Origin of the sequence: Pseudobacter sp. (genome assembly GCF_051955275.1) — a bacterium.
In the GTDB taxonomy this organism is placed as follows: domain Bacteria; phylum Bacteroidota; class Bacteroidia; order Chitinophagales; family Chitinophagaceae; genus Pseudobacter.
Genome location: NZ_JBQCGW010000284.1, coordinates 1 through 13,933, shown reverse-complemented (window position 1 = coordinate 13,933; position 13,933 = coordinate 1). Strand labels below are relative to the sequence as shown.

The 13,933-nt window shown below is 45.7% G+C and carries 9 protein-coding genes and 1 tRNA gene; 6 read left to right on the top strand and 4 right to left on the bottom strand.

The window, feature by feature from the left end:
- The 4 genes from ACTHMC_RS24905 to ACTHMC_RS24890 form a co-directional block, all read left to right on the top strand.
- Positions 1–2,310 (top strand): TonB-dependent receptor domain-containing protein (locus ACTHMC_RS24905; protein ID WP_440417425.1); only part of this gene is annotated, 2,310 nt, incomplete at its 5' end.
- A gap of 1 nt (position 2,311) precedes the next feature.
- Positions 2,312–3,475, top strand: a complete 1,164-nt coding sequence (locus tag ACTHMC_RS24900) for a PepSY-associated TM helix domain-containing protein (RefSeq protein WP_440417423.1) — start codon at positions 2,312–2,314, stop codon at positions 3,473–3,475.
- Positions 3,476–3,619: 144 nt separating this feature from the next.
- Complete coding sequence (locus tag ACTHMC_RS24895; RefSeq protein WP_440417421.1) at positions 3,620–4,891, top strand: PQQ-dependent sugar dehydrogenase; 1,272 nt, start codon at positions 3,620–3,622, stop codon at positions 4,889–4,891.
- A gap of 185 nt (positions 4,892–5,076) precedes the next feature.
- Positions 5,077–5,151: transfer RNA gene (locus ACTHMC_RS24890), tRNA-Val, on the top strand.
- Between the two features lie 85 nt (positions 5,152–5,236).
- On the opposite strand, the gene ACTHMC_RS24885 is transcribed toward ACTHMC_RS24890, so the two are convergent.
- Positions 5,237–5,596, bottom strand: coding sequence for a hypothetical protein (locus tag ACTHMC_RS24885; protein WP_440417419.1), 360 nt, complete (start codon positions 5,594–5,596; stop codon positions 5,237–5,239).
- A 252-nt stretch (positions 5,597–5,848) separates the two neighbouring features.
- Between ACTHMC_RS24885 and ACTHMC_RS24880 the strand changes: the two genes are divergently transcribed.
- Together ACTHMC_RS24880 and ACTHMC_RS24875 are read left to right on the top strand one after the other, a co-directional pair.
- Positions 5,849–6,235, top strand: coding sequence for a hypothetical protein (locus ACTHMC_RS24880; protein ID WP_440417417.1), 387 nt, complete (start codon positions 5,849–5,851; stop codon positions 6,233–6,235).
- 392 nt (positions 6,236–6,627) lie between these two features.
- A complete protein-coding gene (locus ACTHMC_RS24875; RefSeq protein ID WP_440417415.1) occupies positions 6,628–8,289 on the top strand; it encodes a hypothetical protein in 1,662 nt (553 codons plus the stop codon).
- 6 nt (positions 8,290–8,295) lie between these two features.
- Here ACTHMC_RS24875 and ACTHMC_RS24870 read toward each other — a convergent pair whose 3' ends face one another.
- The 3 genes from ACTHMC_RS24870 to ACTHMC_RS24860 all read right to left on the bottom strand — a co-directional run.
- Positions 8,296–9,957, bottom strand: a complete 1,662-nt coding sequence (locus tag ACTHMC_RS24870) for a SulP family inorganic anion transporter (RefSeq protein WP_440417413.1) — start codon at positions 9,955–9,957, stop codon at positions 8,296–8,298.
- Between the two features lie 195 nt (positions 9,958–10,152).
- A complete protein-coding gene (locus ACTHMC_RS24865; RefSeq protein WP_440417411.1) occupies positions 10,153–11,193 on the bottom strand; it encodes a PorP/SprF family type IX secretion system membrane protein in 1,041 nt (346 codons plus the stop codon).
- A gap of 10 nt (positions 11,194–11,203) precedes the next feature.
- On the bottom strand, positions 11,204–13,933 hold a 2,730-nt coding region (locus ACTHMC_RS24860; protein ID WP_440417409.1), incomplete at its 5' end, for a gliding motility-associated C-terminal domain-containing protein.

Genomic DNA, 13,933 nt, shown 5'->3' with positions numbered 1-13,933 from the left:
GCTAATTCTACTGATACAGATCCTGATTTCGGTATCATCAAAGGACAGGTGATCACCAACGATAATAAACCCGCCGCTTTCGTAACCGTTTCGCTGAAAGGAACCAACCGCCTTGTAACTACTGAGGACGATGGAACTTTTGTGATGCAGAAAGTAAAGCCCGGCACTTATCAGCTTGAAGTGACACTGGTAGGATTTGAACCGCTGGTACAGCAAGTGACTGTTGAAAAGAACCAGGTCCTGGCGCTAAACCTGCAGCTGTCTGTATCGGGTGCGCAATTACAGGAAGTGATCATAGTGCATGCAAAGAACCGATTCGCTACTAAAAGAACAGAAACGGTTGCACGTATGCCGCTGCGTAATCTGGAGAATCCGCAGGTATACAATGTGGTGGCGCAGAGTATCATGACCGAGCAGATCGTTACCGAGCGTACTGAGATCTACCGCAACGTTCCAGGTGCTATTCCCAACTTCGCAGCAGGTGGCTCTCAGGGTTTGACCATGCGTGGTTTCCAGAATACCCAGGGAACGCGTAATGGCCTTGCTACCAGCGCCATCGTTCCCATGAACGCTGCCATCATCGACAGGGTTGAATTTATCAAAGGACCGGTTGGTACTGTATTCGGCGGTGGCCGTGGCATCACTTTCGGTGGTAACTATAACTATGTAACCAAGAGGCCTTATGAAACCTTCGGTGGTGAGATCAACTACACAGGCGGCAGCAACTCCTTCAATCGTATCGTGGCGGATGTGAATACACCGCTTACGATCAAAGGAAAAGAAAATGCCTACTTCCGTTTGGTTGGTGCATTCCAGAGTGAAGGCAGTTTCCAGGATCAGGGCTTCGCAAAGAACTATACCATTGCTCCCAGCTTCAGATATGATGTGAATGACCGCCTGACCATCAACCTGGAAGCTGAGTTCACACGCGGTAATTACACTACTACCTCCTTTGCACTCGGCAACCTTTCAAAGATCTCCGCCCGCAGTATGAAGGATATTCCCATCGGCTACAAGCAATCACTGATCAATAACAGTCTTGATATCAATAACGGTGTCAACAATATTCAGGCGCAGATCGAATACAGGATTTCAGACAAATGGAAGTCACAGACCAACTACCTGTATTCTGAAGGATTCTATAAGGATTTCCTCTGGACAACCCTGACCCTCCTGAACAATGATTCTGTGAGCCGTTCCATCAGGAACCAGACGCCCGAAACATTTGGCAATATCCAGGCCCAGCAGAACTTCATCGGTGATTTCATGATCGGAAGGTTCCGTAACAGGGTAGTGATCGGACTGGACTATAACTACAATTACAATGACCTTTATCGTGTGGTTATTCCCGTTGATACCATCAACCTGCAAGCTGCCAGCATCAATAATATCAGTTCAGATAAAATCACTTTACTGGGCCAGCAGCGCGGCTTTTCTGCCAGCAAAACAAAATCAAACACCTATAGTGTATATGTATCGGACCTGTTGAATATTACGCCGGAACTGACAGCTATGGCCAGTCTTCGTATGGACAGGTTCATTTCTGAAGGAACCTTTACGCCTGCCGATGGGAAAACTACAGGAGCTTATAATCAGACATCCTGGAGCCCCAAGTTCGGATTAGTGTACCAGGTGGTTAAAGACCAGGTTTCTATCTTCACCAACTACATGAATGGCTTCATCAACCTGGCACCTGCCGCACAACCTGACGGAACCATCATGACGCTGAAACCGCAATATGGTAACCAGTTGGAAGCCGGCGTTAAAGTGGAATTATTCCACAATAAACTGATCGGTTCAGTAAGTGTGTATGATATTGCCGTTACCAATTCAACCCGTAACGAAACCATCGATGGAAAGATCTTTACGCTGCAGGATGGAACACAGCGCAGTAAAGGTGTGGAAGCAGAGCTGATAGCTGCTCCGGTTGCTGGTCTGAATATCATCACCGGTTATGCTTTCAACGAAAACAAATACACCAAAGCAAGCCCTGCGCTTCTTGGAAAATATGTTACTGCCAGCCCTAAAAATACCGCAAACCTCTGGGTAAGTTATACGATCCTGAAAGGCAGTATGAAAGGATTCGGTATCGGTGCAGGTGGCAACTATGTAGCAGACAGCTGGTATGAATCAACCAACCAGTTTATCCTGCCTTCCTACACCCTTGTGAATGCTACACTGTTTTATGATCAGCCGGCTTACCGCGTTTCTGTGAAAGGAAACAATCTGCTGAACGAACATTACTGGAATTCCAATGGCATTGCCCAGAAACCCCTCAACTTCCTGGTAAGCCTTGGACTTAAATTCTAACATGACTTTGAAAAAGCTCATATTACAAATACATCTCTGGCTCGGTCTTGCTACCGGGCTGGTTGTGTTTATTATGGGCCTCACTGGCGCCATCTATTGCTTTCAACCCGAGCTGAGCCGCTGGGTAACGCAGCCGTATATGCGCGTGGAAAAACAGGAAAAGGCGTTTATTCCTGTTTCTGAAATGAAACGCATCGCGGAAGCGCAACTACCCGGCAAAAAGCCCACCCGCATTCTCATCAAAGGACCGGAAACGGCAGTGACCGTTCAGTTCTCCGGCAAAAAGCCAAAGCCCTTTTCGTACGCAGTTTTCCTCAATCCATATACAGGAGAAGTGCTGAAGACCCGGGATATGAATACCGAGTTTTTCCGCTGGATCCTGAACGGGCATATGTATCTCTGGTTGCCACAGCCGGTTGGCAAGGCTGTGACCGGTGCTTCCACCCTGATCTTTTTAGTGATGGTGATCAGTGGGATCATCCTCTGGTGGCCACGGAATAAGGCCAGGAGAAAGTCAAGCTACAAAGTCAAATGGAGCGCATCTCCCAAACGTCTCAATTACGATCTTCATAATGTGTTCGGTTTCTACGTAAGCTGGATCCTCATCTTCACCATCATTACCGGTTTGTACTGGAGTTATGAATGGACCAGCAAGGCCACTTACTGGGCTTTCAGTGGGGGAGAAACGAAGCCGAAATTCCCGGCGCCTAAATCAGACAGGCCGGCTGTAGCCGAAGCCAGTCCTGCACTCGACAGGATCTTTGATAAAGTGACCACTGCTTTTCCGCAGGCGGCAGGATTCCAGGTGAATATTCCGCAGACAGATTCCGCCTCGGTGATCGTTCGTGCTTATCCCGACAAAAACACCTTTTACCAGGCAGACAATCTTTATTTCGATCAGTACAGCGCCGCCGAGATCCCTGTGAAATGGTATGGCAGGTATGCCCAGGCCGATGCAGAGGAAAAAGCCATCCGAATGAACTACGATATCCATGTGGGCGCCATTGCCGGATTACCGGGGCGGATCCTCATGTTCTTCGTATCCCTGATTGCTGCTTCTTTACCGGTGACCGGCTTTTACATCTGGTGGGGCAAGCGAAAAAAGAAGAAACCTGCTGCAAAACCCATCGTTGCAAAGAAGAAAATGGAATTGCAGCCTGTCTGACCTGATATTTCGCGCTCCATCTAAAAATCGGGCAAATCGGTCGAATAATGGCGGTAAAGCTGGCATAGGATTTTTGTTGGTATAGGAAATCGTCCGTAATACACTAACTTAGGTGATCTGTTTTACGGATAAAACCAATTGACCATGCACAAAAATCTCCTTCACGTAATTTGTGGTATCAGCATTATAGCCGTGGCCTGCAATAATGGCGAGTCCAAAGCGGCCGGTAACAGCCCTGACACCACTACCAGTATTTCCGCTGAAAACAATAGCGCAGACAGCACCGGCAAGCCGGTTGAAACGGAAAAACCGAATACAGACTACAAGCCTGCTTTCGCGGGGCAGACCCGTATTGCAGGCGTGAAAACCAAAACTCCTTATGAGTTTACGGTGATCACCTCCGACCTGAAAAATCCCTGGGGTATAGCCCAGTTGCCTGATGGCAGCCTGCTCATCACGGAAAAAGGCGGCACCATGCGGCTGGTAACCAAAGATGGCAAGGTGAGCGATAAGATCACCGGCGCGCCAGCGGTGAATTCCAATGGTCAGGGCGGTCTGCTCGGGCTCACACTGGATCCCGCTTTCAAGCAAAACCGGATGGTTTATTGGGTATTCTCCGAAAAACAGCCCGATGGCAACCTTACCGCTGTGGCCAAAGGAAAACTGTCGGAGGATGGTAAAACCCTTCAGAATGCAACCGTGATCTACCGCGCTACACCTGCTCATAAAAGCTCGCTCCATTATGGCGGCAGGATCCTGTTTGATAAGAAAGGCTACCTGATGGTAAGTACGGGCGAACGCTCCGATATAGAAACCAGGCCCCTGGCGCAAAGCCTGCAGGGTGGGCTGGGCAAGATCGTTCGCATCACTACCGATGGTAAACCCGCTCCGGGCAATCCGTTTGCAAATGATAAGAATGCAAGGCCCGAGATCTGGTCGTACGGTCACCGTAATGTGCAGGGACTGGCCTGGCATCCTGTAACAGGAGATCTCTGGGAGAATGAATTCGGGCCGAGGGGAGGAGATGAACTCAACCGCATCGAGGCCGGAAAAAATTATGGCTGGCCTGCTATTACTTACGGTATAGAGTATGCGGGACCGAAGATCAGCGATGGCGCAACACAGAAAGCGGGCATGGAACAACCCGTTTATTACTGGGACCCTGTGCTTTCTCCAAGTGGCATGGCATTTTATTCCGGTGATGCGATCCCGGAATGGAAAAACAATCTTTTCATCGGCGGCCTGAGCTCCATGCACATCGCCAGACTGGTGATCAAAGACAATAAAGTGGTTGGTGAAGAGAGATTGTTGCGTGGAGAAAATGAGCGCTTCAGGGATGTGTTCAACGGATCTGATGGTGCATTGTATGCTGTAACTGATGGCGGCGAGCTGTACAGGATCGGAAAGAAAAAATAATTTTTCTTGTTGATCCTGGAGTCTTATGCCCGCTGAAACATAGATGCAGGGCGGATTTTATGAGATGCTTATCAGGCTCTGCATCACTACAACTAAGAATAACGATCAGATTTTGAAAAAAAAGCGCCGGATGTTTTGCAAAATATCCGGCGCTTTCTTTATTTTCGCACCCCGATCACAACAAAGGGAGTTTAGCTCAGCTGGTTCAGAGCATCTGCCTTACAAGCAGAGGGTCGGCGGTTCGAACCCGTCAACTCCCACAGTTCAGTAAGCCTCGCAAATTGCGGGGCTTTTTATTTCTATCCGATCCCGGGGCCATAGAACCAGAGTGGATTGATATTAATTCTATAAATAGTTGAGAGTAATAGGTGCATCCCACTTAATCCTATCTTGCACTAACATTTGAGCCCCCTGCTTCGCTTCTTCAAGGCTTATACCGCCATAATCTATGGTACCACTCCAAGAAAAAAAATCGTTTTCGTGCCAGGCAATGAAATATTGTTCACCAAGTTCATTCAATTTTGGCTTGTCTTCTTTATCTAAGAAGCCATCAGCTTTATTGATTTCATAATAATAATCATAGTTAATTGCAAATATTTGAACCAGCATCGGAGTAATTTCGCCATAAATCCATTGCCCCCTTATAATAAGTCGTGCTCGACAGTCTCCACTATATTCGACATGTTCTTTTTCCAATGGGATCATGCATTTTGGTTTACCTGATAAACTTACAATATATATACGCAGCTAAATGTTTTTTTAATAAAAGTTCATAAGAAAGAATTTCTCTTCTCTCATCGGGTCCGGTAACATTCCTGCATAAGAATCCGACCAGGCACAAGTTGAACTTTAGCACCGGAATGTCCCAAGGGAAATTAAGAAAACTTTAGAATGAGCATTTTTATATTGAAATCGAAATCTTTTTAATGTTGTAAAACATTAAAATCTCTTCTTACAATGAAAAAATATCTACTCAGTTTTTTATTAAGTATTTCGTTTGCGGGTTTATTACAAGCCCAGGATAAAACAGACAGTATTAAACAATTCCTGCAAGTCACCACTGTTGAATCAGTGATTAGCGGTGGCGTAGGTCGCTCAAAGATTATTATTACCAATCCCGATGCTTCACAGGAAGAAGCAGACCTGGAGAACCTGTTCAGTATGGTGGGTATTAATTTTAAGAATATCAAATCAAACGAACTGAAGATCACCCAAACTTTAAAAAAGTATACTGATAAGGGTTGGAAGCTGGAACAGGTAACCCCTTTATCACTAAGCCCTGGTCAGAGTTCAAGTGGTATTTTCATGACAAGATATCTGCTATCGAAAACTGTTCAGAAATAATGATACAGCCATTCTATCTATTAATTGTTTTACAAATCAAATCTTAGATAATTCCTTTAATTGGTTCGACAATCTGCCGGTGGACTCCACTCCACCGGACGGCAGCGAAATCATAGTTTCGCTGCCGTTATTTATTTTGGTGAAAGCCGCATCTGACGTGAAATACGCCTGAACGATCAGGTTGTTGGAGTTGGGCCGGACTCTTCCTTCTTTAAAAGTGAATTTTCCCGGCAAGAGCATTCAATTGGAATTACAGTTTCCCGTATTGGCGAAAATGGCTAAATTTAAAAGCCGGAAAAAGATAGTGTTACTGAAAAATCGGTTATAATAATTCCACTTTTGAAATTAGAAGATCCACCATTTGACCGACCTCATCCTATCAAAAGTAATTTATGACAATCAGCCGTTACGCCGCGCCACTTATTCTTATGCTCGCCCTTTTTTATGCGAATGAAATATATGCGCAGAAAGATTCTAAGAACGGAGAGAATCCCAGAAGAATAATCAATATCGTCAACTTTATCAGGTTACTGGAGCCCCGCGATCCGGCTATAACTAAAGATGTACTTTACCAGACCGTTGTCAAGCAGATTGACCTGATGAAAAAATACAATGTAAGCGGGACCTTTTTACTGCAATACGATGCTTTGATAGATCCACGGTATCAGAGTTTACTTAAAAGCCTTCCCAAAGATCAGTTTGAAATTGGCGCCTGGTGGGAGCTTCCGCAACCACTTATTGAAAAAGACGGCATTAAATGGAGAGGACAATATGCCTGGGATTGGCATTCTGATGTTGGTTTTTCTGTAGGTTATACACCGGCGGAACGTGAAAAAATCATCCAGGTTTATTTCAACGACTTTAAAAAAATATTTGGATACTATCCGAAATCTGTGGCCTCCTGGGTGATCGACGCACACAGCCTGGGGTATATGTATGATAATTATAAAATAGTTGCTTCTGCCAATTGCAAGGATCAAGTAGGAACAGACGGGTTCACGCTCTGGGGCGGATACTGGAACCAGGCATACTATCCAAGCCGCATCAATTCCTATATGCCTGCCCAGCATGCAGAAAACCAGCTGCCTGTACCTGTATTCAGAATGTTGGGAAGTGATCCTGTACGTCAATATGCAGATGGAAGCAGTGTAACCACATTGGAGCCTGTATATACGCATGCAGGCGGAAATGAACAATGGATTAACTGGTTTTTCGATATTTTCTCTAACGATCCCGTGCTTGGTTTTCAATATACGCAGGCAGGCCAGGAAAATTCTTTTACCTGGGCTGCCATGGAAAAAGGACTGGAAATGCAAATGCCCATCATCGCCCGCTTAAAAAGCGAAGGAAAAGTACAGGTTGAAACCATGGAACAATCGGGACTTTGGTTCCGGAAAACCTATAAACTAACACCTGCTACTACCTTTGCCGCAACTAAAGACGTTGGCACCGGCAATAAGAAAACCCTTTGGTACAATAGTCGTTTTTACCGTGCAAATCTCTTATGGGAAAATGATCATTTGTCCATTGACGATATTCATTTATTCAACGAGAGCATACCTGATAAATACCTGAAGAGTGTAACAAACGTGAATAAGAGTTTTTTCTATACACTTCCTGTTGTAGACGGTTTTCAATGGAAGGAGCCTGACCGTGCAGCAGGCTTCCGGCTTATGGAAACCAATGATGGAAATGAACAGGAAATAAGTGGGGGAGAACCGGAATTCAGCAACAGGGGGGGAAATACTGCCAATGTTTTCTGGCCTTGTAACAATGGTAACTTCAATATTAAGCTGCAGGAAAATAAATTAATTATTACAACGGGTAACAGGAATACTGAAAACTGGTTTCTGAAACTTTATGTTGGTTCTTCTGCTAACACCGCTTTTAATAAAGTTGAGAGCATGAAGGCAACGTACCAATTTGACGGGCATATTTACTACCTGAAAGTAAAGCAGGGAAAAATGGAAGCAGATACTTCAGGTGGATTATACCGGATAAAGCCGCATCAGGGCGCCATTGTGCTGGACCTGAAAGATATCCCGCCGCTTTAGTTCGGCTTAACCGGCTTTCAATATATTGTCTGTTTGCAATTGCCTGGATCTTACCAATGCCTGTTCAAAAGTTTCAGTAACATTGGCTTTCCCGATCGCAAACAGCAAGCGCGCTTTTCTTAATTCATTTCTCACCTGATCATTATTCACTTCTGACAGTATCAGCCTGGTCCCATGTTTTTTATTCTCCAGATACACTTCTTTGATCGCCTGAATGCCAGTGGCATCAATAATGGGAACCTTGCCCATGCGCAGGATCAGCAAACGTGGCGATTTGCCGGTCACGCCAAGTGCTTCTTTGAATTTGAAGGCAGCACCAAAGAATAGTGGACCTGTGATCTCAAACACTTCAACTCCTGCAGGTATCGCGTACTTTTCTTTATTTCCGGTATCTTCAACTGTATCGCTGGAAGACAACAGTTTTGAATTACTTGAATGGATCAGTTTTCTCAGGAAAAGGAATACAGCCAACATGAATCCGATCTCGATAGCTACAGTGAGATCCACAAGAATTGTTAAAAAGAATGTAGTGAGCAAAACAGCAATATCACTTGCCGACCCTTTGGTAATAGCCCGGAAGTTTTTCCATTCACTCATATTGTAAGCTATTGTTACCAGTATCCCTGCCAGTGCGGCCATAGGGATCAAAGCGGCAAATTTACTTGCAACCAGGATGATCAGCAGAAGCGTGATGGCGTGTACGATGCCTGCAATAGGTGTAGTGGCGCCATTCTTGATATTGGTGGCTGTTCTGGCGATAGCACCTGTTGCAGGAATGCCGCCAAAAGCAGCAGAAAAAATATTGGCAGTTCCCTGCGCTATCAGTTCTGTATTCGACCGGTGCCTGCCTCCCGTCATGCCATCTGCAACCATTGCAGAAAGCAGTGATTCGATCCCACCCAGCAATGCAATGGTAAATGCAGGCTGGATCAATTGCCGGATCGATGTCAGATCAATTGATGGAAGAACAGGGGCTGGTAATCTGGATGGTATGGAAGGAAACCTGCTGCCGATCGTTTCTACAGGAAGATGGAATATTTGAACGATAATTGTTGTTATCACTATGGCAACAAGCGAGCCGGGCACCTTATGAGTCAATGCCGGCCATAAAAATATGACCAGTATGGTAAAGGCTGCAATAGTAAAAGCATACCAGTTGACTGAAGCAAAATGCAAAAAAAAGCTTTTCCATTTTCCTGTGAAATCAGCGGGCAATGATGCTATCTGCAGGCCGAAAAGATCTTTCAGCTGTGAGGAGAAAATAACTACAGCGATCCCGCTGGTAAATCCTACGATCAACGGATAAGGAATGAACCTGATCACCACTCCCAGTTTCGCAACTCCCATGAGTACAAGCATGATCCCAGCCATGAATGTGGCCGTTACCAATCCATCAACACCGTATTGTTGCACTATTCCATATACGATAACAATAAAGGCACCTGTGGGCCCTCCGATCTGCACTTTACTGCCGCCCAGTATCGAAATAATGAAACCGGCAATTACAGCTGTAAAAATTCCCTTTTCAGGTGCAACGCCGGATGCAATTGCAAATGCAATAGCCAGCGGAAGAGCAACCACCCCTACGATCAAGCCTGCAAGTATATCCTTGTTGAGTTCGCGGGAACTGTAGTTTCTGAAAGAATCTATGATTGCTGGTCTGAACATCAGAGGCAAAATTATTCATTGGCCAGCAGGCCCGGTACATAGGTATATCACTTTAAAAAGTGACTTTTTTTACTTTTTAGATCATCAGGCGTGTTTCCAAATGCTCACTGCCACTAATATTACAGGAAGGGCCAGTTTATCCAACTGGCTAGTTTCTAATGAGGCTGGAGGTGACTGAATCTCCTTATCTTAGGCTTACTTCGGGCACCAAACCTGTCTTAAAGTAGTATTTCTCATATTCAAAAATCCCTTATAAGAGAGGGTCACTTCAAATGCATTTTTTATCCTCGAAGCCACTGTGAGATGACTGGTGTTCACATCGTAACTAAAGCCCATCACCAGATTGTAGTATTCAAATTTAATGACCGGCATTACAGCATCACCCCACCGGTGTATCACCCCAAACGTAATCCCTTCTTTAAGGTCTTTATCGAGATCATGCTGATAAAAATCGTGGGTGAATAATACACCGATCTGAAACAATGAGTTTCCCGTCTGTTTAAAATAGTCGCTATAGAATGTAAATCTGTCCTCTGGTCCCGTTGGGATTACAGCTCCTGCATTTGCACTGAATTTTCTATTGTACTTCACATTAATAGTGTCCAGGAAATAAGGAACTGTTTCTTTTTTTGCAATGTTGAATAGTGCAACACCCAGATAGTACCTGGTGTCTGTGGCATCCAGCCCACCATAATTATAGGAAAAGCCCAACGATGCCCCGTTGAAATAGGTTCGGTTGCTGAAATTGAATTTCTGGCTGGAGCTACCTGTAACTGTACCATTTACAAACTGGTCATCAAATGTAAGGCCTGATCTGTCAAAGCTATGATGCACCACCGAACCAGCGAAAGCAGCAGATACATAGGAATTCTCATCGCCATTAATGGGGAAATGAAAATTCAGAACAGGCATGATCTGCGTTTTGCTGAGCTTAGAATCCCCGGCCACATCGCGGTCCACCTGTAATCCTGTACTTAACCGCACAGCTCTGTTCTCATTGGAAGGCATTTTGAATTCAGCACCAACTGCTATTGTTTTGTAAGGTGCTGTTATGCCGTTCCACTGAGTCCTGTATGCAGCACCCACTTTTATATCACCCAGGAACATGCCCGTGAGAGCGGGGTTTCGCAACATGGGCATTTCATAAAACTGGGAATAATGAAAATCCTGGGCGAACCCTGCAGTACTTGCGGTGCAAAATATTATTACCGGTAATAGTTTACAAATTGTTTTCATGATCCTGTTTTTATCGTAACAGTGTTACGTTGCCATGATAGGAATAAGAGGTCCCGTTCTCACAAACTACCTCAGCTATATATACATATACCGCGGGAATACCTGCCTGTCCTTTTATCGTGCCGTTCCATCCGTAAGCAGGTGAATTAGGTGCAAAATTGTATTTTTCAAAAACGATCCCCCCATATCTGTTGAATATGCGGAATGATTTTACAGATGCAATGCCGGTTGCTCTTACCATGAAAATATCATTCTGGCCGTCGCCATCCGGAGTAAAGGCATTGGGAATAAATACCTGGGCACTTTGACAGAATGCTTTGATGCAGATGCTTGCAGTATCACTACAGCCATAAATATTAGTGGCTTTTACCTGGTAACATATGTCTTTTTTTACAGTAGCTACCGCGCTGTCGCATCCATTACCGTAACATTTAATATCGGCCGAGGGAGTCCATACATAAGACTGTATGGGCAATACGTTCGGCGCATTGATATTGAGTATCCTTGGCTTCAGCGTCAACAGTGTGCCAGTTGGCAGGGTTACGGGACCTTGATTAAATGTGATATCAGGATAGTTCCCAATGCTGATTAATGTATCTGTTTGTGCAGTGCAACCGGTGGCGGGCGAAGTGGCTGTAATGGTATACAATCCTCCATCTCTGACTGTGACCTTGTTAATGCCAGTGTGCTGAGAGTTTACCGGTACAGCTAAACCAGGACCAGTCCAGGTATAATTGATCTGCGGGCTGCTACCAGGCATTCTGCTATCCGCCTGTAGTGGCAGATCATCACCCACACAAAGCGGGTTCCTGGTAATGATTACAGGCTTGGAGGGCGCCTGCTTCACAGTAACCATGAAAGTGGTTTCAACCGATCTGCAATTCCCCTGCATGGCATACACTACATAAAGGCCTGCTTTTGGTTCCAGTGGCGGCGACAGTGTGATACTGCTGCTGGATGTAATATAATCAGTATTGCCAAACGCGGGGCCTGCCCAAACATACCTGACGGGCACAGTGCCATTAGGAGTGCCATTGCCCAGAATTCCGGGTACGGACAGGGCTGTTAACCTAAGTGTATCGTTACTGCACAGGTTTGCATTGTATCCCGCGGCTGGTTTTCCGGGTGGACTGGGATCTTTCAATGTATAGGGACCTGCGAGTGTGTTGGAAGCACAGCCATTCAGCATGACTCTAACATTTGCGTAAGTGCCCGCAGAAAGAGCAAGGTTCAGCGCGCCCTGTGCATTGGTGCTGCCGGCAACCGGGCCTGTAACAGTGCCTGAATGATCTTTATTATAATAGATCTCAAAAGCTGCATTGGCGATGGGCGTTGAGCTATTGATATTGGTAACAGTCAGTAGGATCGCTCCGGAAGGAATGCCACAATCGGTAGGCTCTTTAATCGCATCATAGCTGATAGCGGGTGTTGGATTGATCACCACTACCACTTTCTTTTTGGGGCTTTCACAATTGTTCGCATTTACCTGGCTTACATAATAAATAAATTGAGCAGGGTTTGTGGTGGAAGGTACAGGTGCAGCAGATAGTATCTGACCATTATCGTCATACCAGATAAGACGGTGGCCTGGTGCAATACCTGCCATAAGTGGAGCAGCAGGAGCAGCCTGACAATATTTGATCGTATCACTGATGACAGGCACCGGTGATATCGGATTGACTGTAAGCTGTATTACCACTGGTGGTCCGGCGCAGGGATTCTGTGCAGGATTAACAGGAACAACCTGTATGCTGATAGTTTGTCCCGTGGTACCTGTATTGGTAAAGGAGAGGCGAATATCCGAAGCCGGAGCCAGAATATTTCCTGATGAAATACCAGATACGCCAGGAGGCAGCGATCCGGTTACATTCCAGCTTAAGCTTGTATTTGCCAGAGAAGAAACGGTCCTGAAAATGGCAGTTTCTCCTGAGCAGATTGTTTCTGCAGGATTAGTCACGCTGATAGTTGGCGATTCCGTGATTGTTACACTGGCAGTAGTAGTGAATGCAAAACAGGAAGCCAGAGGAGGAATAGTATACGTTACGGTATACGTGCCGGGTACACTTAAAGAAGGATTGATAGCTCCTGTAACAGGATTCACCGCCAACCCGGCAGTGGATGTAAATACACCACCGGTATTTCCCGTTGCCGTTACAGGTTGTAACTGAGTAATTCCATTACAATATGGAGAACCCGGATAACTGATGGTGGCTGTTGGAGTGCCGTTCACCACCACAGTGGCCGACGTTGTAAATACAGGACATCCGCCGGCTGCAGGGATAGTATAGGTAATGGTATAGGTACCTGCAGTGGAGTTTGAAGGAGTTATCGTACCCGAATTGGCGTCAATGTTTAATCCCGTGGCGGGTGATATTAAGTAGATACCGCCTGTTGTTCCGGTTTGTGTTACTGGCACAGAATTGTTGGGAGTAAGCGGTGTATTGGTTACGTTACATAACGGAGATGGATAACTGATAGTAGCCGACGGAGCTTTCGTGATGGTCACAGTTGCCCTGGTGGCAAAACCTGGACAAGGCGCCGAAGGAGCGATAGTATATGTGACATCATAAGTACCGGGCGAACTTAGCTGCGTATTGATGGCGCCTGTAACAGGATCAATTGACAAGCCTGCAGGAGTGGCGGTATAAGTACCCCCAGCAGTCCCTGTTCTGCTGACGGGAACGGTGCCTGCAGAAGAACATAGCGGCGTGGCATACTGAATAGTGGCGGTAGGTGTGCC